The sequence below is a fragment of the Phycisphaerales bacterium genome (assembly GCA_040221175.1).
In the GTDB taxonomy this organism is placed as follows: Bacteria; Planctomycetota; Phycisphaerae; order Phycisphaerales; family UBA1924; genus JAHCJI01.
This window is the reverse complement of sequence record JAVJVK010000004.1, coordinates 567,939-590,307: the sequence shown is the minus strand read 5'-3', so window position 1 is coordinate 590,307 and position 22,369 is coordinate 567,939. Positions and strand designations below refer to the sequence as shown.

Annotated in this window: 18 protein-coding genes; 9 read left to right on the top strand and 9 right to left on the bottom strand. The window is 68.8% G+C overall.

Going from position 1 to position 22,369, the window contains the following annotated elements:
• The first annotated feature begins 5 nt into the window (after positions 1-5).
• From RIE32_04795 to RIE32_04785, 3 genes are all read left to right on the top strand, one after another.
• Positions 6-1,115: a hypothetical protein gene (locus RIE32_04795; GenBank protein ID MEQ9095561.1), complete on the top strand. Its 1,110-nt coding sequence runs from the start codon at positions 6-8 to the stop codon at positions 1,113-1,115.
• A 126-nt stretch (positions 1,116-1,241) separates the two neighbouring features.
• Positions 1,242-3,191, top strand: a complete 1,950-nt coding sequence (locus RIE32_04790) for a 5'-nucleotidase C-terminal domain-containing protein (protein ID MEQ9095560.1) — start codon at positions 1,242-1,244, stop codon at positions 3,189-3,191.
• Between the two features lie 238 nt (positions 3,192-3,429).
• Positions 3,430-4,233: a M14 family zinc carboxypeptidase gene (locus RIE32_04785; protein ID MEQ9095559.1), complete on the top strand. Its 804-nt coding sequence runs from the start codon at positions 3,430-3,432 to the stop codon at positions 4,231-4,233.
• 27 nt (positions 4,234-4,260) lie between these two features.
• Here the strand turns inward: RIE32_04785 and RIE32_04780 are convergent, their stop codons facing one another.
• From RIE32_04780 to lpxA, 3 genes are read right to left on the bottom strand one after another with little or no spacing between them, the layout of a single operon-like run.
• On the bottom strand, positions 4,261-5,211 hold the full coding sequence (locus RIE32_04780) for a hypothetical protein (GenBank protein MEQ9095558.1): 951 nt from the start codon (positions 5,209-5,211) through the stop codon (positions 4,261-4,263).
• Positions 5,208-6,077: an MBL fold metallo-hydrolase gene (locus RIE32_04775; GenBank protein MEQ9095557.1), complete on the bottom strand. Its 870-nt coding sequence runs from the start codon at positions 6,075-6,077 to the stop codon at positions 5,208-5,210. The genes RIE32_04780 and RIE32_04775 overlap by 4 nt, the downstream gene beginning before the upstream one ends.
• Positions 6,078-6,109: 32 nt before the next feature.
• A complete protein-coding gene (gene lpxA / locus RIE32_04770) occupies positions 6,110-6,946 on the bottom strand; it encodes an acyl-ACP--UDP-N-acetylglucosamine O-acyltransferase (protein MEQ9095556.1) in 837 nt (278 codons plus the stop codon).
• Positions 6,947-6,983: 37 nt separating this feature from the next.
• Between lpxA and lipB the strand changes: the two genes are divergently transcribed.
• From lipB to RIE32_04750, 4 genes are all read left to right on the top strand, one after another.
• Positions 6,984-7,712, top strand: coding sequence for a lipoyl(octanoyl) transferase LipB (gene lipB, locus RIE32_04765; GenBank protein ID MEQ9095555.1), 729 nt, complete (start codon positions 6,984-6,986; stop codon positions 7,710-7,712).
• Positions 7,713-7,782: 70 nt separating this feature from the next.
• Positions 7,783-8,367, top strand: coding sequence for a GC-type dockerin domain-anchored protein (locus RIE32_04760; GenBank protein ID MEQ9095554.1), 585 nt, complete (start codon positions 7,783-7,785; stop codon positions 8,365-8,367).
• Between the two features lie 114 nt (positions 8,368-8,481).
• Positions 8,482-10,008, top strand: coding sequence for a GC-type dockerin domain-anchored protein (locus RIE32_04755; GenBank protein ID MEQ9095553.1), 1,527 nt, complete (start codon positions 8,482-8,484; stop codon positions 10,006-10,008).
• An 11-nt stretch (positions 10,009-10,019) separates the two neighbouring features.
• Positions 10,020-11,363, top strand: coding sequence for a GC-type dockerin domain-anchored protein (locus RIE32_04750; GenBank protein MEQ9095552.1), 1,344 nt, complete (start codon positions 10,020-10,022; stop codon positions 11,361-11,363).
• A gap of 1 nt (position 11,364) precedes the next feature.
• On the opposite strand, the gene RIE32_04745 is transcribed toward RIE32_04750, so the two are convergent.
• The 5 genes from RIE32_04745 to RIE32_04725 all read right to left on the bottom strand — a co-directional run bounded on the left by RIE32_04745 (position 11,365) and on the right by RIE32_04725 (position 19,640).
• Positions 11,365-12,987 carry a TolC family protein gene (locus RIE32_04745; GenBank protein MEQ9095551.1) on the bottom strand — a complete coding sequence of 541 codons (1,623 nt, stop codon included), beginning with the start codon at positions 12,985-12,987 and terminating at the stop codon, positions 11,365-11,367.
• On the bottom strand, positions 12,984-16,088 hold the full coding sequence (locus RIE32_04740) for an efflux RND transporter permease subunit (protein MEQ9095550.1): 3,105 nt from the start codon (positions 16,086-16,088) through the stop codon (positions 12,984-12,986). Before RIE32_04740 ends, RIE32_04745 begins: the two co-directional genes overlap by 4 nt.
• The gene (locus RIE32_04735; GenBank protein ID MEQ9095549.1) at positions 16,085-17,401 is read right to left on the bottom strand and encodes an efflux RND transporter periplasmic adaptor subunit; all 1,317 of its coding nucleotides are present in this window, start codon (positions 17,399-17,401) and stop codon (positions 16,085-16,087) included. Before RIE32_04735 ends, RIE32_04740 begins: the two co-directional genes overlap by 4 nt.
• Positions 17,402-17,595: 194 nt before the next feature.
• Complete coding sequence (locus RIE32_04730; GenBank protein ID MEQ9095548.1) at positions 17,596-18,285, bottom strand: prepilin-type N-terminal cleavage/methylation domain-containing protein; 690 nt, start codon at positions 18,283-18,285, stop codon at positions 17,596-17,598.
• Complete coding sequence (locus RIE32_04725) at positions 18,285-19,640, bottom strand: replication-associated recombination protein A (GenBank protein MEQ9095547.1); 1,356 nt, start codon at positions 19,638-19,640, stop codon at positions 18,285-18,287. Before RIE32_04725 ends, RIE32_04730 begins: the two co-directional genes overlap by 1 nt.
• A gap of 103 nt (positions 19,641-19,743) precedes the next feature.
• On the opposite strand from RIE32_04725, the gene RIE32_04720 reads away from it, so the two are divergent.
• A complete protein-coding gene (locus tag RIE32_04720; protein MEQ9095546.1) occupies positions 19,744-20,250 on the top strand; it encodes a hypothetical protein in 507 nt (168 codons plus the stop codon).
• Between the two features lie 478 nt (positions 20,251-20,728).
• On the opposite strand, the gene RIE32_04715 is transcribed toward RIE32_04720, so the two are convergent.
• The gene (locus RIE32_04715; GenBank protein MEQ9095545.1) at positions 20,729-21,931 is read right to left on the bottom strand and encodes a GC-type dockerin domain-anchored protein; all 1,203 of its coding nucleotides are present in this window, start codon (positions 21,929-21,931) and stop codon (positions 20,729-20,731) included.
• 147 nt (positions 21,932-22,078) lie between these two features.
• On the opposite strand from RIE32_04715, the gene RIE32_04710 reads away from it, so the two are divergent.
• Positions 22,079-22,357, top strand: coding sequence for a FeoA family protein (locus RIE32_04710; protein ID MEQ9095544.1), 279 nt, complete (start codon positions 22,079-22,081; stop codon positions 22,355-22,357).
• Positions 22,358-22,369: the final 12 nt, after the last annotated feature.

Below are 22,369 nucleotides of genomic sequence, written 5' to 3'. Positions count from 1 at the left end.
GCCCAATGACCGACGCCGCACGCCAACCCCCACGCCAGCCGCGCCCCACCCCGCGCATCGCCCTGCTCACCTGCCGCCACCACGACCACATCGACCACGCCTCCGAGGGCAGGCTGATGCAGGAACTGGTGCGGCAGGGGGCGATCGTGACGCTCATCGCGTGGAGGGACGTGCCCTTGGAGCTCGATGAGGACCACGTGCCCATAGGCGACGCCGCCAGCGAGATCGGCGAACTCGCCAGCCTAACCGTGCTCCGCACGACTTGGGACTACTGGGATGATCTGGAAGCCTTCCGCGCTTTCGTCGGCGGCATGAAGGGCGTGCCCTGCGTCGCCAACACCGCAGAGACCATTCTCGCCAACCTCGACAAGACCTACCTGCAGGAGCTCGCATCCGCCGGCGTTCCCATCGTCCCCACCATTTTCGTTACTAAGGGCAGCGAGTCCGCCGCCATCGACCAAGCCAAAGCCAACAACTGGGCCCCCCTCATCATCAAGCCCACCGTCGCCGCCGCCGCGGTGGGGCTGAAGAAGCTCGATCACCCAGACGCCGCGGCCCTCGACTACCTCACGCAACTCACCAAGGCCGGCGGCGCGCTCGTCCAGCCGTTCCTGCCACGAGTCGTGACCGAGGGCGAGACCTCGCTGGTCTACTTCAACGGCCAATTCTCCCACGCCGTCACCAAGGTCCCCGCCCCGGGCGACTTCCGCTCCCAGGTCGACTTCGGCGGCGCCTACACCCTCGTCGAGCCCACCGAGCAGCAGCAGCACGTCGCCGAGCGCGCCCTCGCCGCGTGGGAGGACCGCTACGGCGACAAGCCCCTCTACGCCCGCGTCGACCTCGTCCCCGGCCCCGACGGCCAGCCCCTGCTCGGCGAGCTCGAGCTCATCGAGCCCGAGCTGTTCCTCGACATGGCCGACGGCGCAGCCGAGAAGTTCGCATCGGCCATCGTCGCCCGCGTCGAAGAGCGCCAGTACACCCCCGAGCCCTGGTGGCACGGCTGGCTCATGGGCATCGGCTGCTTCCTCGTGGCCGCCACCATCCTCGTGGGCTTCGCCACCGGCGCCGGTGTTATCATCGCCTGGATCATCGACATGCTTTCGGGCGGTCCCTGACGCCAGCACGACACGCCACACACCATCTTCGCGCACCGTTCACCACGCCGAAACACCCGCGTTCCGGTCCGTTGTTATGTTTCGACTCAACACACAAGCACCCATTGCAAGAGGGGACGAGACGAGATGACCAACCGATTCACCTCCGCGTCGTTGCTCCTGGCCGTGGCGGCCGGTACTGCCAGCGCCCAGACCGACTTCTACCTCCACCTGCTGCACCACAACGACGGCGAGAGCCAGCTCATCGACGCCGGCAGTGGCCTCGAAGACTTCGGCGGCGTCGCCCGCTTCGCCACCGTGGTCAGCAACCTGCGCACCGAGGCCACGACCTTCCCCGCCGGCAGCTTCGCCCGCGGCAGCCTGCTCATCACCAGCGGCGACAACTTCCTGCCCGGCCCGGAGTTCTCCGTCAGCCTCGACCGCGGCGTGCCCTTCTTCGACACCGTCGCGCTCGACCTGATCGGCTACGACGCGTTCATCATCGGCAACCACGAGTTCGACTTCGGCCCCGACATCCTCGAAGACTTCATCGCCGGCTTCAGCACCAACCCCGCCCCCTTCCTTTCGGCCAACCTCGACTTCAGCGCTGAGCCCGGCCTGCAGGCCCTGGTCGACGGCGGTCGCATCGCCCCCAGCACCGTCGTCGACGTCATGACCGACGCCGGCGTCCGCCGCGTGGGCGTCATCGGCGCCACCACGCCCGCGCTGCCGTTCATCTCCAGCCCCCGCGGCGTCACCGTGAGCGACGAGCTAACCACCATCATCCAGGCCGAGGTCGACGCACTCACCTTGGGCGGCGTCGACATCATCATCCTGTCGAGCCACCTCCAGGGCCTCACCGAAGAGCTCGGCCTCATCCAGACCCTCCGCGGCGTCGACGCCATCGTCGGCGGCGGCGGCGGGGAGCTCTTGGCCAACCCCGGCGACCTGCTCGTCCCCGGCGACACGCCCGACGAGGTCGCCGGCCAGAGCGGCTACCCCATCTTCGGCACCGACGCCGACGGCAACGACATCCCGATCGTCACCACCAGCGGCGATTACCGCTACGTCGGCCGCCTCATCCTCGGCTTCGACGCCGAAGGCAACCTCACCGAGATCCTCGATGCGTCCGGCCCCGTGCGCGTCTCGGGCGTCAGCCCCGACGCCGTCGCCGCTGACCCCATCATCCAGGCCGAGGTCGTCGACCCCGTGGCCGCGGGCGTTGCGGCGCTCGCCGCCAACGTCATCGGCTTCAGCGAGGTCGACCTCGACGGCCGCCGCTCGAGCGTGCGCAACATCGAGACCAACCTGGGCAACCTCATCGCCGACTCGTTCCTGACCACCGGCATCAACCTCGCCGCCACCTTCGGCGTCGATGCGCCCGACGTGGCGCTGGCCAACGGTGGCGGCATCCGCAACGACAGCATCATCGCGTCGGGCGAGATCACCGAGCTGGACACCTTCGACATCCTGCCCTTCAGCAACTTCATCACCATCGTGCCCAATGTTCCCGCCGAGCAGTTCAAGGAGATCCTCGAGAACGCCGTCAGCCGCCAGGGCGAGTCCAACGGCCGCTTTGCGCAGATCGCCGGCTTCACGCTCGAGTTCGACTGGCGCCAGCAGGCCCAGGTGTTGGACGGCGACCTCATGGTCACCACCCCCGGCGAGCGCATCCGCAACGTCACTCTCAGCGACGGCACCGCCATCGTCGAGGATGGCATGGTCGTCCCCGCCGCGCCAGACGTCGACGTCGCCATCGTCGACTTCCTCGCCCGCGGCGGAGACCAGTACCCCTTCCGCGGCCTGCCCTTCACCACGCTTGGCGTGAGCTACCAGCAGAGCCTGGCCAGCATGATCGAGGACACGCTGATGGGCACGATCAGCATGACGGCCTACCCCGAGGGGGGCGAGGACCGCATCATCCAGAGCTGCTACGCCGACTTCGACCTCGACGGCGAGCTCACGCTGTTCGACTTCCTCGCTTTCCAGAACGCCTTCGACGCGGGCGAGACCGCCGCCGACTGCGACCGCAACGGCAGCCTGGACCTGTTCGACTTCCTGTGCTTCCAGAACGGCTTTGCCGCCGGCTGCTCGTAAGCCACCAACACCCAGGCGGCCCGGGCTCGCACCCTTCGTACGCTGGAGCCCGGGCCCGCCTGCCTTGCGAATCACCTTCCCTTTACGCGACGCCGGCCGGTCAACCCCCGAAGACCGGCCGGCGCTCTTGTCGAGGGGGCGCGCTTCGCGGCGGCTCCGCACAGGCGTCGAACGTCGGCGCACGGCGGTCGCACGATGCCCATCGACCTGCCCGCCGCCCACGCTATCCTGCCCCGCCATGACACGCACCCGCACCGTCCTCGTCCTCACCCTCTCCGCCTGCACGCTCTCGGGATGCGCCACCCGCCCCCAGGACTACATCGCACGACCCGGCGACCGCGTCGACATGCCCGCCCCGCCCGCGCTCGAATCGGGCGCCACGCAACTCGGCGTCTCAAGAGAAGCCCGCCCCATCTTCGTGCGCACCCACGGCGCGGGGCCAACCAACGTGCTCATCATCGGCCTCATCCACGGCGACGAGGCCGAGGTCTACCAGCGCTTCGACGACCTGTGGCTGCGCCTGACCACCGCCGGCTACGGCGATCGCGTAACCCTCCACGCCATCGACACCATGAACCCCGACGGCTTCGCACAGTCCCGCCGCGGCAACGCGCGGGGCGTGGACCTCAACCGCAACTGGCCGGCCGGCAACTTCCGCCCCTCGACCGCCCACGGTCCCACTCCCCTCAGCGAGCCCGAGGCCGCCGCCGTGCACCGTTACGTGCAGCGCACCAGCCCCGACGTGATCATCGTCTTCCACGCCACCGACGGCGGCCCCTTCGTCGATCCCGATGGGCCGCAACCGGCCGACGATCTGGCTCGGGCCTTCGTGCGCGCCGCATCGACCGTCGACCCGGCGTGGCGCGTGCACGCCGACTTCACCAATCCCCCCGGATCGCTGGGCACCTGGTACGGCCAGGAGGCCGGCCGCGCCGTGCTGACCGTCGAGCTGCGCCCGGGCACGCCGGGAGACCAGGCCCTCGCCGCCGCCACCGCCGGCACCCTCGGCGTGCTGCGCGCCCTGACCGGCCCGCAGCGCTGAGCAATCCGGCCGGTCGCCCACGATGGGCTAGACGCGCTGGCCCTCGTCCCCATCCCCAACGCCGTCACCGTCTTGGTGCGTCGGCGGCGGGCCGAGCGGCGCCTCGTCGTCGTAGCCACGCTCCACCAGCAACCCGCACCGCGCGTGCGCCCGCACGCGCTCCATCCGGGTGGCCCCGGGCGGGTGGGCGTCCATGAGCTCGCGCAGCTGGGCCTCGAGCCCCGGCAGCCTGGGGTCCTCGCGCGGGTCATGGTGCCCGCTGGGCGCCGCCAGCAGCACCACCATCGCCCCCCCCGGGCCCAGCAGCCGCCAGCACTCGGCCAGCTGCGCCTCGCGCAGCGGCCCCTCGGCTGGCAGCCGCCGGTGCACCACGCCGTCGAAGGCCCCGTCCAACTCGCCCGCCAGCGCGGGCGGCACCCCGCTGCTGGCTTGCAGGTCGCACACTTCCAGCGAGGTATTGGCCGGGTCGTAGCGGTGCCGCGCGTAGCGCACGCTGGCCGCGTCGGGCTCCAGGGCCACCAGCGCCCCGGTGGGCCCCAGCCGCTCGCTCAGCCACGCCGGTCCGTGCCCGGTGCCCGCGTGCAGCAGCAGCACGCGGTCGCCCGGCCGCATCAGGGGATCGATCAGCGTGAACTCGCCCAGGTCGCCCGCGCCCAGCAGGTCGGCGATGGGTCGGCTGCCGCTGACCTCCAGCACCATCTTGGCCCGGTCGGCAAAGCGCACGCGGTAGCGTTTGCCCATCCCGCGCGAGAGCGCCCGCCGCAGCGGCACGGCGTCCAATTCCTCGTAGCGAACGCCCTGGATGGTCACAACCCGCCGCGTCCGCAGCAGCCCGGCCAGCCACCGCCACAACCGGTGCGCTCCGCGCTCGGCCGACCTTGGCTCACCGCCACGCGCGTCTTCCAGGCGCCGCCCGCTCGTGTTGCGATACCCCGCCGCCGTGCCGCCGAGTCCGCCGCCCAGCCCCTGTCCGCTCATGGCGCCGGCCCGAACAGCGTCATGGGCGCCGGCCGCGCCGTCTGGGTCACCGGCCGCGCCGCCATCCCGCCAACGATCGGCACCCATCGCGTGGGCGCCTCGGCCGACGCGATCGTCCGCGCATAGTCCGCACCCTCGTGCAACGCGCCCACGATCTCCGGCCGGTTGCACTCGCGCGACAGGTGCAGGAACACCGCGTGCTCGGCCGGTGCGATCGCCTCGGTCGCCCCCAGGCACTGCTGGTTGCTCAGGTGCCCCGCCCCGCCCATGATGCGACGCTTGAGGAAGTCCGGCCGCTCCGAGCGCGCCTGCAAACGCGGGCAGTAGTTGCTCTCGATCGCCAGCACGCCCACGCCTTGGTGGAACTCGACCAGCCGATCGGTCACCTCGCCCAGGTCGGTCAGGAAGCCAAGTTCGCCCTGGGGGGTCGAGATCCGAAACGTCGCCACGCCCTCGGCGTCGTGGCTCGCCAGACGACTGACAAACGTCGCCGACCGCACCGGCTCGAACGCCTCGCGCTCGAAGGTCCTGAGCCGCCCGCTCTCGTGCAGCGGTTCCAGCCGCCGCGCCCGCGCGTGCGAGGCATGCACCCACACGCTCGCCCCGCGTCCCAGCTTCCGCGCCGCGGTCGCCCACGACGCATAGAAATGATCGCTGTCCAGGTGCGTCAGCACGATGGCGTCCACGTCCTCCAGCCCATGCCCGAGCTGCGCGAGCGCCGCCGCCGTCCGCCTGGGGCTCAGCCCCGCGTCGATCAGCGCCAGCCGACCATCGGCGCTGCGCAGCACCGAGCAGTTGCCGCTCGATCCGCTGGCCAGCACGCACAACGCGGGCCCATCGGCCGGCGAATTCTTCGCGTCACGCACCATCGGCCCCTCCTTGGGCACGTCGATCGATGTCAGCCGGAACGACGCGTGTTCCGATCCGCCCCGCGCCCCACGCCGCGCGTGCTCGTGGCGATAAAATCGGCCATCTCCAGCACGTAAGGATCGTTCGCGCCCAGCGTGCGCAACTTCTCAAGGGCTTCCTCGCGCGGCAGGCTCTTGGAGATTACCGTGCGGAAAGCGTATCGGATCGCGTCGATCGAATCCTTGGGTACGCCAGCCCGACGGAGCCCCACCAGGTTTAGCCCGTTGGTCGCATTGATCTGGTCGCACAGGCAGAACGGCGGCACGTCCATCGCCGTCGCCACCCCGCCCGAGATGATCGCCAGCCGTCCCACCCGGCAGAACTGGTGCACCGCCGTGTTCCCGCTCAGGATCGCGTTGTCGCCCACCGTCACGTGTCCGGCCAGCAGCGCGCTGTTCACAAGGATCACCCCGTTGCCCACCACGCTGTCATGCCCAACGTGGCTGGCCACCATCAGGTAGCACTTGTCCCCAACGGTGGTGGGGTGGTCGCCTTTCGTTGCCGCGTGAATCGTCACATGCTCACGGATCACGCACCCCGAGCCAACCTTCACGCCCAGCGTCGGATCGCCCGGTGAGAACTTGAAGTCCTGCCCCGGCATGCCGATCACCGCGTACGGGTACACCAGCGTGCCCGCCCCGATGGTCGCCGGGCCCTCTACGTGCGCCGATGCCATCAGCCGCACGCCCTCGGCCAGCTTCACCCCGGCGCCAACGTGGCACCGAGGCCCCACGATCACGCCTTCGCCGAGGTGCGCCTCCGGGTCGACGTAGGCGGACGGGTGAATCTCGGCGGTCTCGTGATGGGTTGGGGATGTAGCCGGCATCGCACCCATCGTAGAGCCCCCGGAGCTACCGTCGAGCGTGCCAGATCCCGACCCCAGGCTCACCATCACCGACCTCGGCCGCATCGAATACGCCCCGGCCCTCGAGATCCAGCGGGCACGCCAGGCCCAGCTCATCGCCGCCAGAGGCAACCCAGAGGGCCAACTGGGCGAGATCTACCTCGTCGAGCACGAACCGGTCATCACCGTCACCAGCCGCCCGGGCGCCGCCAACCACGTGCTGGCCTCGGCCGACCACCTCGCCTCCATGGGCGTCCAACTCCACCAGACCGACCGCGGCGGAGACGTCACCTACCACGGCCCGGGCCAAATCGTCGCCTACCCAATCCTCGACCTCGAACGCCTCGCCGCACCCAGCGGCAAGCCCCTCGGCCTGCACGGCTACATGCGCCTGCTCGAGCAAGCCGTCATCGACACCCTCGCCACGTGCAACATCTCAGGCGAGCGCGACCAATCCGCCACCGGCGTCTGGGTCTCACCCCAACCCGAAGCACCACCCGCCAAGATCGCCGCCATGGGCGTCCGCGTGCGCAAGTGGGTCACCATGCACGGCCTGGCCCTCAACGTCGCGCCAGACCTCAATCACTTCAACCTCATCGTCCCCTGCGGCCTGGCCGGCCGCCCCGTCACGAGCATGCTCGCCCTGCTTGGAGACGCCTGCCCGAGTTTTGAAGACGCCAAGTCGACCCTGGCCTCCCAACTTGCCCGCCTGATCACCGAGCACGCCGCCAGCCCAATTTCTCGTTGATCGCCCGCGCGATTTCGGGTATAAGGGAGATTCTCTGGCTCACGCACCAGGTCACAGGGAGGATCTCACAATGTCGCCTCGCCACGCCCTCACTACGGCCGCATTCTGCTGCATCGCCGCCGCCGCCCACGCCCAGGACTGGACCCGCTTCACCTTCGGCCCCGTCGGCGACATCATCACCATCGACCTGTTCATCACCGACGAGTTCCCACAGCTCCAGGTCACCGACGCGTTCACCTCCGGCGACCGCTTCTCCGTTCGTCTCGTCGACCGCGCTGGCACTGTCGACGCATTCGATTGCTCCGAGCCCACCACGATCGGCGACGAGATCGGCACCGATTACGACGCAGCCTTCGCCGACGACCGATGGTCCAGCGGCGAGGTCTACCTCGACCACCGCGGCCCGCTCTCCATGGAGATTACCGTCACCGCCAGCCCCTTCGACGCCGGCGGCGCAGCCTACCGCCTCACCTTCGGCGAGCCCCCATGCCGCGTCGACCTCGACGAAGATGGCCAACTCACCATCTTCGACTTCCTCATGTTCCAGAACCTCTTCGACGCCGGCGATCCCCTCGCCGACTTCGATGGCGACGGCGAACTCACCATCTTCGACTTCCTCGCCTTCCAAAACGAGTTCGACGCGGGCTGCGAGTAGCCGTGCGGCGACGGGCCACATGGAGCCATCGAAGGCCCGTCATGGCCACGTCCACGCCGACCATGCCCGATGAACTGCTGTGATCGACGGCACGTCATTTGCACGGCATCTCGCATGAACCACCAAGCCCCCCTGATCGCGATCCTCTGCACCGCCGGAATGGCATCGCTGGCCACCGCTCAGACCATCGATCACCTGTGGATCACCCGCTTGGACACCGGCACCCACCTCTCGGGCGGCCTGCTCGATGCACAACTCGATGCCGCGACGGGCGATCTCTACCTCTGCGGCATCAGCGGTCCGTCCGGAAACACCGACGCCGTGGTGGCCTCACTCGACACCGATGGCAACCTCCGCTGGCGTCTGGACTACAACGGTCCGGGCAACTGGCATGACCAGGCCCGCGCCCTTGCCCTCACGGACACCGGCCGCCTGCTGGTCACCGGCAGCACGCCGGACTGGAGCAGCAGGGCGCAGACGCTCCTGCTCTCACTCGATCAGTCGACCGGCGACATCCTCGAATCCACCATCGACCGCTTCAACCCCGGCGCCTCCGAGGCCGGCTACGACATCGTCGCCCTACCCGGGGGCGACGCCATGATCGGCGGGGGCACCAACGGCGACGGCTCGGACGTGCTCATCCTGCGCTTCGACGAGCAGGGAACCCGGCAGTGGGGAACCACCTGGGACGGCGGCGCCTGGGGGCCCTACTCGCAGGATTCCTCCGAACAAATGCACGCCATGGCCGACGGCAGCGTCCTCATGATGCCCAACGCCGTCATGGCCGACCTCCAGCCCGACTACTACCTCATCAAGCTCGACCCCGCCGACGGCTCGATCATCTGGGAGAACAACTACGGCACCCGCGCGGGAGAGTACAACCACGTGTTCGTCGTCGATGATCAGGGCGACATCTACGTTACCGGCACGGGCCTGGACGGCGGCGACGCCTTCATGACCGTCAAGGTCGACGGCGACACCGGCGCCGAACTCTGGCGCGCCTACGACCAACTCGGCATCGACGACCACGCACGCACAATCGCCATCGACAACAACGGCGGCGTCTACATCGCCGGCGACGCCGACCTGGACGGCAACGAGAGTAACTTCAACGACCTCATCTACGCCGTCAAGCGCAATGCCGATTCGGGCGCCCTCGAATGGACCTTCCAATTCGGCGAGACCTGCCACGGCTGCTACGACGTGCCCAGCAGCATCCGCGTCTCGCCCGCCGGCGAAGTCCTGCTTCTGGGCTCGGCGGGCTCCCCTCCCTACGGCGGCGCGACCATCCTGTTCCGGCTCGACGCCGCAACCGGATCCGAAATCGCCCGCGCCACGAGCACCGCCGTCACGCCGGGCGAGATGCACTTCGACGATCAGGCGAACGTCTACGTTACCACCCGAACCTTCAACGGCACCACCGGCCAGACCACCATGACCGCCTGGAAGATGGGCGCCATCGGCGAAACCGCTTGCCCCGCCGACTTCGACGGCGACGGCGAGCTCACGCTCTTCGACTTCCTGGCCTTCCAGAACGCCTTCGACGCCGGCGACCCAAGCGCCGACTTCGACGGCGACGGTGAGCTCACGCTCTTCGACTTCCTCGCCTTCCAGAACGCCTTCGACGCCGGCTGCGCCTAACGGAGAACCACATGCATCGCATCGCACACACGCTCATACTCGCCATCTCATCAGCAGCGATCGCCCAATCCAGCGATTGGCAGCACTTCCAGACCGAATCGCCCTACCCCATCAGCATCGCCTTCGGCGTCGACGCATGGGCGGACGATGAGGTGTGGGCGGTGGGCGACGGCCAGTACTTCACCGCCGGCGGCTTTCGCGAGCGGGTGATGGTGACCTATCGCTTTGATGGTCAGCGGTGGAGATTCATCGAACCGCCCACGGTGGACGACGTGCCGTTCATGCGAGACGTCGAGGCCATCGGCCCGGGCGAGGCGCTGGCGGTGGGGTCGTACTCGCCCATCTCCGTGAGTCAGACCTTCGTGATGCGATATGAAGGTGGCTCATGGTCGCAGATCTCCAGCCCCGAGTTCACGGGCGGATCGGGCCTTGACGCCATCGGCCGCGCGGGCGACGACATCTGGGCCGGCGGACTGCGCCGCTCGCTCGAGCCACCACCGGCCGTCGGAAACGTTGGACTTGCACTCAAGTGGACCGGATCCGGCTGGGAAACCTACGACGTCGAGCCGCTCGCCACGCTCGGTGGCCGCGGGTTCAACAGCATCCGCGACATCGACGGCGTAGCCGAGGACGACGCATGGGGCGTGGGCGCCGCCCAGCAGACCGGCAGCACCGACCCCTTCGGCCCGACCCCCTACATCGTGCGCTGGACCGGCGGCGATCGCTGGGAACTCGTCGACGTGGGCATCCGCGAATTCGGCCAGCTCGGCGGCGTCGAGGCCATCGCCAGCGACGACGTCTGGGCCGTCGGCTCGCTCTTCATGGGCGCCGACGACGGAACGCAGCCGCTCATACTCCATTGGGATGGCTCATCTTGGACGCGCGCCGACGTGCCGTTCATTGAGGGCCGCCGCGCCGAGCTTCGCGCCGTCGCCGCGCGGTCGGCAACAGAGGTCTACGCCAGCGGCACCGACGCAGACGCCGACGGCCGCCCGCGTCAGCTTATGCTCAAGTACGACGGCAGCAGCTGGCAACGCATAGACGCCGCACCCACCGACGGCATCGACCAGTGGTTCCGAAGCATGGACGTCACCCCGGGCGGCGACGTCTGGGCCATGGGCCAGTACTACCGCCCCAGCGACGACACCCAACGCGCCCTGGCCCAACGCCTGGCCGCGGACGCCACCTGCCGCCCCGACCTCGACGGCGACGGCACGCTCACCATCTTCGACTTCCTCGCCTTCCAGAACGCCTTTGACGACATGGACCCCATCGCCGACTTCGACGGCGACGGCGAACTCACCATCTTCGACTTCCTCGCCTTCCAGAACGCCTTCGACGCCGGCTGCGAGTAAATCAGTACGACATCGCGATCGTAATGCCGCGGCGGTCAAGCAGGCTGCCCTCGGCCACGTACAGGTCGATCAGCGCCAGCCGATACTCGACCACCGCCGCCACTTCCGCGATCTCGGCTTCCAGCAGGTCACGCTGTGCCTGCGCCACCAGCAGCGACGTGCCGGCCCCAGCCTCGAAGCGATCACGCTCCGCCTCGGCCGTTCGAGCCTGGAGCCGCCGCGTCGTGGCGCTCGCCGAGATCTGCTGCCGAGCCCGCTCCACCTCGTTGAGGGCCACCCGCACGTCATATGAAACCAGTTGCTCCAGATTCGCCACGGCCGCCGCCGCCTGCTGCCGGCTGGCCATCGCCGCCCGCTGTTCCCCGCGCGCCACCAGCCGCCCCAGCGACTGCGAGAAGCGCACGCCCACCGTCGCATCGAACGTCTCGTCGCTCAGGTTGTCTACCGACTGTCCGAAGCTGTCGGCGAACCCCGTCTTGCCAAGCGCAACAAACACGTCCAATCTCGGCAAGAGCCCTCGACGCGTCGCGATGACCTCCAGCCGATTCTGCTCCAAGCGCAACCGGCTCTCGGCCAGATCCGGGCGAATCAGGCGAGCCAATGCAACCCGATCGTCCACGTCATCGATTGGCGCCGCCTCCGCCTCGGGCATCGTCGTTGCAATTACCTCACGGTCGATCGAATCCGCGCCACGTCCCCCGAGCGCGCCAACCAGCCGCAACAACTCCAGCCGCGACGTCGCCTTCTCGGCACGTGCGTCGATCAACGCCTGCTCACGAACGGCAACCTCCACCTCGAAGGCCGCCAGTTCGCTCCTGGGCAACACCCCAACCTCCACGCGCTGGCTCGCCTCGTCCGCCTGCGTACGCGCAAACTCCAGCGAACGCTCGAAGATCGCAATCCGTCGTCCTGCCAGCAGATACTGCCAGTAGGCCCGCTCCGCGTCGGCCAGCAGTGCCTCGACGAATCCCCGAAGCTCGTACTGGCTCGCCTCGGTCTCCAGTTCCGCCTGCCGAACCCGGGCCAGATTCGCCGCCGGCCCAAAGCCACGCAACAGCGACTGCGTCACCGTTAACCCCACGCGCGCCGACTCCTGCGTCGGCGCCCGGTTCGACGCGATGCGATCCTGGCTGACACTCAGTTCCACGTCCGTTCCGCTCGGCAACGATTGCCGGACGCCGGCGATCACCTCCCGCGTATCGCCGCGCACCGGAAACTGCTCGCCCGTCGCCCGCGCGCTCTCGACCAGTTCCTCCGTGCCCAGGCTCGCCTCGGCAAACACTTCCGGATCAAACGCTCCGCGCTCGACCAACTCGAACGCGCCCGCCACTGCGGGGCCCAACTCCGCCACGCGAAGATCAGGGTTCCGCGCGAGCGCCAGCATCACCGTTCGCTCGAGGCTCAACTCCAAAGGCCCTGCCTCGGCCGCAGCGGCCTCGACCTGCACCGGTTCGCCCTCCACCGCAAACGCCGGCGTCGGCTGCGGCCGAAATCGCCGCTGCTCCTCGTCCAGTTCCGCGCCCCAGTCCGGCTCGAAGACGTCGATCGCCGTGCGCGCACATCCGGCAATCGCAACCAGCGACGCCAGGCCCGCACACGCCAGCACGCTGCGACACCCGATCAAGCCTGAACCTCCGGCTGATAGGGATTCGCCGCTTCACGCTCCGACCCGTCACGATGCAGCAACGTATACGCCGCGGGCACGACAACGAGCGTCGTCAGCATCGAGCTCACCAGACCGCCGATCACCGCGCGGGCAAGCGGCGCCTGCGCGTCGGCGCCCTCGCCAATGCCCAGCGCCAGCGGCGTCAGGCCCAGGATCGTGGTCATGGACGTCATCAGGATCGGCCGCAAACGCCGTCGCCCGGCTTCCATCGCCGCTTCTCGCGTGGGCATCCCATCCCGCCGCAAGTGCCCCGCCTGATCGACGAGCAGAATGGCGTTGTTGACCACGATGCCTCCGAGCATGATGCACCCGATGTAGCTCTGCACGTTCAGCGTCGTGTTCGTGGCCAGCAGCATCAGCACCACGCCGATCGCCGCCAGCGGAACCGCCAGCATCACGATCAACGGATCCCGCAGGCTCTCGTACTGGCTCGCCAGCACCATGTACACCAGCACCAGCGCCAGGCCGAAGCTGATCAACAGCTCCCGCTGGCTCCTGCGCTGTTCCTCCACGTTGCCCGCCAGCGTGAACTCGTAGCCCGCCGGCCGGGGAATCTCGTCCAGGGCCGCCTCCAGATCCGCCGCCACCGATGCAGTGTCCCGTCCCGCGACGTCCGCGCTCACCGTGAACAATCGCTGCTGATCCTTCCGCTCGATCACCGATGGGCCGCGCCCCGGCTCGGTCGTCACCAGATTCCGCAGCGCAATGTCCTCCCCGGTCCGGCTCCGAACCATCAGGTCCAGAATCTCCTCGATCGACAGCGATCGCGCGTCCTGAAGTTGCACCAGGATGCGATAGCTCTGCCCACGAGGCCGAAACTCGCCCGCCTGGCTGCCCGCGACCGCCGTCTCAATCGCCTCGGCAATGTCGCGCGCGCTCACGCCCACGTCGGCCGCCTTCGCTCGATCGATCCGAAGCTCTTCTTGAAGCTGCCCCGCGTTCAGGCTCGTATCAACGTTCTCCAGCCCGTCGATCGTGCCCATCGCCTCAACGACGCGCTCGGTCAACGCGGCAAGCACGTCCAGCTCAAACCCCCGAACCTCGACCGTCAGCCCGTCGTCACCGCCCAGCAGGCGCTCCAGCAGAAACTGGCCCTGCGGCGCCCGCGTGCGGATCGTCATTCCCGGAATCGCGCCCTCCAGCCTCTCACGCAGATCATCGGCGATCTCCGTGTTCGATCGCTCCCGCTCGGTCGAGGGAACCAGCGACATCCGGATCTCGCCCTCGCTCCCATCATCGTCGCCCGTCTGCACGCTCGTCACCCACGCGACCTTCTCGGGCACCGCGTCCAGCACGATGTCTTCCATCAGCCGCGTCTGGCGATCGATCAGATCAAGCCGCGTACCGACGTCCATCTCTCCCGAGACGCGCACCTCGCCCTCGTCGCTCGGCGGCAGGAACTCTCGCCCCAGCACCGGCAGCGACGCCACGCTCGCGGCAAACACAACCGCCGCCCCAAGCAGCACGAGCACGCGGTGGTGCAGCACCCATCCAAGCGCCGTCTTGTAGCCGCCGTCGATTGCCCCGAACGCCCGGTCAGACCTCGCCTTCAGCCGCGAACGCCAATCGTCTCGCGCCGCCTGCTCGTTGGTCTGGAGCAGCCTGCTCGCCAGCATGGGCACGACGCTCAACGCAATCACCAGCGAGCACACCAGCGAGAACGCGATCACGTACGCCAATTCGCTGAAGAGCACGCCGCTCACGCCCTCCACGAAGATCAGCGGCAGGAAGATCACCAGCGTCGTAATCGTGCTGGCCAGGATGGCCGGCCCGACCTCGACCGACCCCAGCACCGCCGCCTTCCGGGGCGCCTCGCCCTGTTCCTGCTTGCGACGATAGATGTTCTCCAGCACCACGATCGAGCTGTCCACCATCATGCCGATGCCCAGGGCCAGCCCGCCCAGCGTCATCAGATTGATCGTGAATCCCGCCCCGTACATCAACGCAAACGTCGCGACGACCGAGATCGGAATCGCCAGCGAGATCACCAGCGTGCTCCGAAGGTTCCGCAGGAAGAACAGCAGCACGAGCACCGCCAACGCCCCGCCATACAGCACGCTGAACGCCACGTTGCGGATGCTCCGCTCGATGAAGTTGCCCTGGTTGATCACCGGCACCACCGTGATCTGCGGGAAGTCTTCGTTCACCCGCTCGATCTCGGCCAGCACGGCGTTGGCCACCTCCACCGTGTTCGCGTCGGCCTGCTTGCGCACCGCAAGCCGCATCCCCAGCTCGCCGTTCACGCGAATGTGCCGAGTCAGCCGCTCGTACGTGTCCTTCACGTCGGCAATCTGATCCAGCCGCACGGGCGCGCCATCGCGCACCGCCACCACCACCGCCCCGATCTCCTCGACATTCGCAAACTCCGCCGGCGCCCGAAGCGTCACCTCGTACTGCCCACGCTCGATCCGCCCGGCCGGCAGGTCCAGATTGGCCCCGCGGATCGCATCGAGAATTTCGTTCAAGGGAAGACCGAGCGCGCGCAGCCGCGCCGGGTCCAGTTCCACCCGAACCTCGCGGTTGTAGCCACCCCAGGGGTCGATCTGCGCCACGCCCGGAATCCGCGCAAACCGATACCGCACCTGCTCTTCCACCAGCGTCGTCAGCTCGATGGGGTCCAGCTCGCTGCCGATGCCCAAGAGCACCACCGGAAAGCTGTTCACGTCGAACTTGCGGATCTGCGGTCGATCTACCTCGTCGGGCAACTCGTTCAGTTCGTCTTCCAGCCGCGCCCGAACCTCCGTGGCCATCGTGTCGATGTCCGTGCCCCAGCCAAAGCGCACGCGAACCGAGCTCTCGCCCTCGCTGCTCTCGCTGGTCATCTCCTCCACGCCCGGCACCGTGGCCAGGATCTCCTCGACCACCTGCGTCACCAGGCGCTCCATTACCTCCGGGCTCGCCCCCTCGTAGTCGGTCGAGACCGAAAGCGTCGGACGCTCCACCTCCGGCAGCAGATCGATCCGCAGCCGCACCAGCGACACAGCGCCCAGCACGACGACGATCAGCGTCGCCATCACCGTAAACACCGGCCTGGCGACCGCGGCCTTCGGCAGGTTCACGACGCGCCCCCGGACACCGGCGTCGCCACCGGCGACTCGTCGCCCTCATCGGCCGCCACCCCGGTCCCGCCCGCATCACCGGGAATCGTGATCGCCGCGCCATCGCCCACCAGCTGCTGTCCAAGCGTTACGACGCGTTGGCCGCGCAGGGCTTCCGAAGGCTCGCCGAGCAACTCGACCCGCTCACCCTCGACCACCCCCAGCCGCACGGGCACCTGCGAAACCGTCATCGACGACTCGTCAACCACGAACACCACGTCGCGACCGTCCCGCTGGGTGATCGCCACCCGCGGCACGATCGTCGCCTCGTTTGCAACTTCCAGAACCACGTCCACCCGAACGAACATCCCCGGCTTCAGCCGCAGCCCCTCGTTGGGCACGCGCACCTCGATCCGCGCCTGCCGCGAGGCTTCGTCGAACACCGGCGCGATCCGCTCGATCTCGCCTTCCCACGTGTCACCCGAAAACGCATCGGCCGTCACGCCCACCCGCTGGCCAACCGCCAGCCGCCCATAGTCACGCTGGGTCGCGAAGAACACCGCCGTGATCGGGTCGAGCTCCACCACGCTCAGCAGCGGCGTGTTGGCGCCCACCGTGTCGCCTTCCTCGGCAAACCGTCGCGCCACCACCCGCGTGCCGTCGCCGCCCGCCCAGTCGGCGCGAATCGTCGCGTACCCCAGGCGAATCTCCGCCGCCTGCCGCGCCGCCCGCGCCCGTTCCACTTGCGCGCCCGCCACCGCCACCGCGCTGCGCGCCGCAAGCTCCGCCGCGCGCGCCTGGTCGAGCTGCGAATCGCTGGCAATCCCCCGGGCGTGTAGGTCCTCGGTCCGCTTCAGGTCGCGGGCGGCAATCTCCGCGGCGCTCTCCGCTTCGGTCAGCTGCGCCCGAGCCACTTCCATTTCAGCTTCGGCCTGCGCCGCCGCCTGCACGAACTCCGCATCGTCCAGCTTGGCGATCACGCCCCCGCGCTCCACCACGTCGCCCAGGTCCACCGGCAGGCTCACCACCGTGCCGGAGACCTTCGGCGCGATGGTCACCAGGGCCCGCGCCTCGAGCGTGGCGCTGAACGTCCGACGCCCCTCCAGCCGACCTACCTCCACCGGCGCAACCTCGACCGCCGCCGCGCGTGAACCTCCCCGAGAACCGCCCGGCCCCTCCGCCCCCGCGCGCAGCCACACCAGCCCGCCGATGCTCCCCATCGCAATCAGGCAGACCAGCACGATCGCAGCCGCCACCAGCGGCCGAACCCCGCCCCGGGCGTGCCGCGCCCCGACCGACCGCGTCGATCCACCAGATCCAGGCTGCTCAGGCATCGTCGGATCGTCCCCATCGGGGCACGCCGCCCCGGTCCGCAGTCACCGCCAACGCGAGCCCACCCCCGACAGCCGCCACGCACGCGCACGGCTCGCAAGTCCAGCCTAGCGCACGCCCGCGGCGATTCCCCTACTCCGCCCGCCGACCGAGGACAGGCCCGCCGTCCCGTACTCGATGTCCCGTACAGCTGCCGCTACCGCAGCGCCTCCAGCCACGCATCCGGAACGGCTCCAAACCCCCGAGCCGACCCATCAAACATCACCGCATGGCAACGCCCATCCGCCTTCCCGCCATGCCAATACCCGAGCCGCTGCGCCACGTGATCCGCCTGCCGGAAGTCGATCACGCTCGCCGTCCGCGTCGCCGGCGGCTGCCCCGGCCCAGCCGGCAATGGCGCCGCATCCACCAGCAACGGCACCTCCGCCGGCAAGCGCACCAGATCAAACCGGATGAACGTCGCCCGCGCGTCGTAATCCCCATCATCGCCCGGCAGCCCCGCCAGCCCCGTCGCGTTCATCGCGTACGTCCGCGTCATCCGCTCGCCCGTCTGCGCCTGGCACGCCGGGCACACCAGCACGCTCTCTTCCTCATAGATCTCACCGGGGTTCGATCCAGCCCGCCCCGCGCCACCCTTCGCCTCGGTCTGGACCACCAACGCCCAGTTCGGCACGCTCCCATACGGCTGCCCGATCGCCGGCCCGCGCCCGCCATACGTGTCCGCATACTGCTGGCAGATCAGGTGCGCCTGCCGCAAATTCGACAAGCACACCGCCGCCCGCCCCGCATCCCGCGCCCCCGCAAGCACCGGCAACAACACCCCCAGCAAGACCGCGACGATCGCAATCACCACCAGCACCTCGATGAGCGTGAACCCGCGCCGCATCAACCCTCCGCCTTCCGCCTCCGCCGCATCGCCCGAATCTCCGCCAGCCGCGCCGCCATCGCCGCCTCTTCCCCAGTCTCACCCGGTTCGTAATACCGCTTCGCAACCCCCAGATAATCCTGCCCCGTCAACCCCCCAGCCGCGTTGTGGCTGTACTCATACTTCTCCCCGCCCACCTCCTTGGTGCGCACGCCAGTAGCATCCCCAACCGAAAGCGGCGACGAATTCGGATCCCGCAGATACACCGGCACCGGCACCGTCCGCCCTTCCTTGACATCCGCGATCGCCGCATCGATCGCCTTGTACGCCGCGTTGCTCTTGGGCGCCAGCGCCAGATAGCACGCGCAATGCCCCAGCGTGATCCGCGCCTCGGGCAGACCGATCCGCTCCACGAGCTCCCACGCCGCCGCCGCGACCATCACCGCCCGCGGGTCCGCGTTCCCGACATCTTCACTCGCCAGAATCGCCAACCTTCGAGCAATAAACCGCGGGTCCTCCCCGCCCTCGAGCATCCGCGCAATCCAGTAGCACGCCGCGTCCGGATCGCTCCCCCGGATGCTCTTGATCATCGCCGACGCCGAGTCGTAGTGCTCGTCGTCCCCATACACCGCCGCCTTCTGCTGGATCGAATCTTCGGCCACCTGCCGATCGATGACGATGCGCTCGCCATCCTTCCCCGAGCTCAGAACCGCAACCTCCAGCGCCGTCAACGCCCGCCGCGCATCCCCATCACACTTCACCGCCCACACCCGCAGCGCATCCTCGTGCGCCTCGATGTCGACCTTCCCATACCCACGCTCGTCATCGCTCAGCGCCCGCCGCAACACCTCGACGATCTCGTCCTCAGTCAACGGCTCCAGCCGGAACAGCGTGCTCCGGCTGACCAAGGCCGCATTGCACGCAAACAGCGGGTTCTCTGTCGTCGCCCCGATCAGCGTCAGCACCCCGCGCTCCACGTCCTCCAGCAGCACGTCCTGCTGGCTGCGGCTGAACCGGTGCACCTCATCCAGAAACAGCACCGTCCGCGGCCCGCCATCCTCCAGCCGCGCCCGCGCGATGTCCGACACCTCCCGCACCCGCTTCACCCCGATCGACGCCGCGTTGGCCGCCTCGAAGTGCCGCCCCGAGTGCTCGGCGATCAGCCCAGCCAGCGTCGTCTTCCCGGTCCCCGGCGGCCCATGCAAAATCAGGCTCGTCAGCGCATCGGCCTCCAGCATCCGCCGCAGCAGCTTCCCCGGTCCCAAAATATGCTGCTGCCCGACGACTTCATCAATGGACCGAGGCCGCATCCTCGCCGCCGACGGCTCCACCCGCCGCCGCCGCTTCGCCCGCTCAGCCCCAAACAGATCGCTCATATCCGATCGTACGACCGCCTACGACCAGTCTGCCCGCCGAACCCGGACTCTCTCGGCGATGTATACCGGCAATCCCTTGTCCCACTCGAGTTGTCTTCGGCATATGCAAACCTACTACGACGATCGCCAACTCAGCCCGAACGTCAGCACCGGCATGCACCTAGACCTGTTCTGGTTGTCGCACACGAACAGCTATGTGTTCGCAAAGTGGCAATACGCGGACGTGATCGCGGTGTCCGAGAGCAGCCCAAGTCAGGTCAGTGTGCTCTTCCTTGGAGAACTCGAGTACGCGCCGACCCTGACGACCCGCACGCTGCACGGCTCCGCGGCAGTCGAACACGTGGCAACGATTGACACCAGTACTGCAAGTCTCTTGTCAGTGGTCCCAACCCCCGGCGTCACGAGCGTCTCCCAGGCCAACGCCCAGCACCTACTCGGCACGAGCAACTGGCGGTCAGTAGACGACTTTGTCGCCCGCGCACCATCAAGGCACGCGGCCATCGACACAGCCGTCATACTCACAGTTGTCGGAGTCCTCGTCCTTGCCGCGCTGCTCGCCGGCGCGATCACCCACAAGCGCGCCCGGCACATGAAGTCGAAAGCTCTTTAGATCAGCGCGGCGTGGGATGGAGGGCCTTCTCCGTCATCCCCTGTCCCCCCCCAGGGAGAGGGCCGGGGTGATGGTCCTTCTGGCGAGCCATGCCCTGGTCTTGCCACCCCACCACGCCCGCCCCCAACCCCCCATAACCCCCGCGCCCGCGCGACCGACGCGCCGCCGCTCGTGACCCCCGCCCATAACCCCCCGCGGCGCGGGGTCCGATAGAGAAACCGCCCTGGCGCCCCCAAGAAGAGTTCCCGCCGCGCCGAGAACTCCTCCCGGCACGCCGAGAATTCTTCCCGACGCGCCCGGAGCTCCTCCCGCCGCGTCCGGAGTTTCTCCCGACGCACCCGCAACGCCTCCCGGCACGCCGTCGGTGGCTCATGGCACGCCGTCGGCAACGCATGGCACACCGCCGGCCGCTCGCAGCGGGCCCGGCGCTTCCCAATAGCCGCCCGCCCCGGTCTCGCCCCGCTGGTCGGCCCGCCGCTCAGCACCCTTCCAGGTACGCATTGATAAACGCGAGATAGTCCATCACCGTGTGCCGACCGTCCCCGTCCAGGTCCGCCCGGGCCTCGCCGCGCGAGAAGGCGATCTCGAAGGCCACGAAGTCCGAGCCGGTCGTCTGGCAGTCGCCGGTGAAGTCGGCCACGCACGGCCCCGGCCGGCACGAGGCGATGTCCCACACCTCGACCGCGCCATCGCGCGCCACCACGTACATGAAGTGCCCGCCGGCGTTCGTCCGCCGCGAGGCGATGCCAGCGCGACGCCCGCCCGGCACGCGGCCGGTGTCGTAGATCGCCCGCGTGCACCCCGCGTCCTCCACGTCCACGATCGTGAACCCATCGCTGTCGGCCGAAACCACCATGATGTCCTGCGACAGCGCCATCTGGTGCGCCTGCCTGGGGGGCTCCACGCGCGAGCGCCGCGTGGGGCGCCTCGGATCGTCCAGCGTAAACGTGCTCAGCCCATACCCCGTGCCGTGCACGAACACGCGATCATCGTCGAGCAACACCTGGAACGTGCGGATGCCCGTCTCCTGGCGAGACACCATCACGCCCGCCGTCGGGTCGGTGATGTCGACCACGCCAAAGTCACCGAACTCATACGCCATGAACGCGAGAATGCGCTCGTCCGGGCCGATCATGAACGAGCCCACCTGCACGTCGTAGGCCTCGAACACGAACTCGAAGCTGCCCAGATACGCCGGGTCGCTCGGGTCGGCGATGTCGAACACCAGCAACCCGTCGAGCATGCCCGCCACGTACATCCGGTCCTCGTGCACGTCCACGCCGATCGGGCTGATGGGCGCGCCCTCGACCATCGAGACGTCCGAGACCTGCCGCATGGCCGCCGGGTCCGAGACGTCGTAGATCGTCACGCCGCCGCCGGTGCCCGCGCTGGCCACCAGCAGCAGGTCGCCGTGTAGCACCAGGTCATTGGCCCCAAAGCGCGAGGCGACGCGCCCGATCTCGACCGGCTCCAGCGGGTCGGAGATGTCGAAGGCCACCACGTGCAGGTCGACCGACGCCAGGTACAGCACGTCCCCGTCGATCAGCAGCTTCGCATAGTTCTGCCCAAGGTCGTGCGTGCCCAGCAGCACCGGCTCGCAGTCCTGCCCGGTCGCCCGTCCACCCGCCAGCGCCGCGACCAATGCCAGCAGCGCACACCATCCCCGCGTCCCGGTTCGCATCGCTCTCTCTCCAGTTTTCCGTACCGGCCACCCTTGGGCCTCGGCGGGGGGCCTCGGCGGGCCCGGCCGGCAGATCATACCCAAAATCCGCCCCCGCCCATGGCGATCTCTCCTTGCGAACCAGTCTCAATACCGCTAGACTCACCCGTGAGCCATACGAACACAGCCACCCAGACCACCGCCAAGGCCCCCGCCCGCGTCCGCCTCACCCAACTCACGCGAGGCCAGACCGGCCGCTTGGACGCCGCCGAATTCGCCGACGATTCGGCCGCCCACCTCACCGCCATGGGCCTCCGCCCGAGCTGCCAGCTCCGCGTCTGCAAGGCCGGCCAGCCCTGCATCGTCCACGTCGACGGCCACGCCGGCGGCTGCCGCATCGCCCTGAGCCGCGACCTGGCCGACAGCCTCTACGTGCTGCCGCACTGATTCTCTAGATAG

Coding starts and splice junctions, on each gene's coding strand:
- RIE32_04795 (MEQ9095561.1), top strand. CDS start 6: ATGACCGACGCCGCACGCCAACCCCCACGCCAGCCGCGCCCCACCCCG.
- RIE32_04790 (MEQ9095560.1), top strand. CDS start 1,242: ATGACCAACCGATTCACCTCCGCGTCGTTGCTCCTGGCCGTGGCGGCC.
- RIE32_04785 (MEQ9095559.1), top strand. CDS start 3,430: ATGACACGCACCCGCACCGTCCTCGTCCTCACCCTCTCCGCCTGCACG.
- RIE32_04780 (MEQ9095558.1), bottom strand. CDS start 5,211: ATGAGCGGACAGGGGCTGGGCGGCGGACTCGGCGGCACGGCGGCGGGG.
- lpxA (MEQ9095556.1), bottom strand. CDS start 6,946: ATGCCGGCTACATCCCCAACCCATCACGAGACCGCCGAGATTCACCCG.
- RIE32_04760 (MEQ9095554.1), top strand. CDS start 7,783: ATGTCGCCTCGCCACGCCCTCACTACGGCCGCATTCTGCTGCATCGCC.
- RIE32_04755 (MEQ9095553.1), top strand. CDS start 8,482: ATGAACCACCAAGCCCCCCTGATCGCGATCCTCTGCACCGCCGGAATG.
- RIE32_04750 (MEQ9095552.1), top strand. CDS start 10,020: ATGCATCGCATCGCACACACGCTCATACTCGCCATCTCATCAGCAGCG.
- RIE32_04735 (MEQ9095549.1), bottom strand. CDS start 17,401: ATGCCTGAGCAGCCTGGATCTGGTGGATCGACGCGGTCGGTCGGGGCG.
- RIE32_04730 (MEQ9095548.1), bottom strand. CDS start 18,285: ATGCGGCGCGGGTTCACGCTCATCGAGGTGCTGGTGGTGATTGCGATC.
- RIE32_04725 (MEQ9095547.1), bottom strand. CDS start 19,640: ATGAGCGATCTGTTTGGGGCTGAGCGGGCGAAGCGGCGGCGGCGGGTG.
- RIE32_04720 (MEQ9095546.1), top strand. CDS start 19,744: ATGCAAACCTACTACGACGATCGCCAACTCAGCCCGAACGTCAGCACC.
- RIE32_04715 (MEQ9095545.1), bottom strand. CDS start 21,931: ATGCGAACCGGGACGCGGGGATGGTGTGCGCTGCTGGCATTGGTCGCG.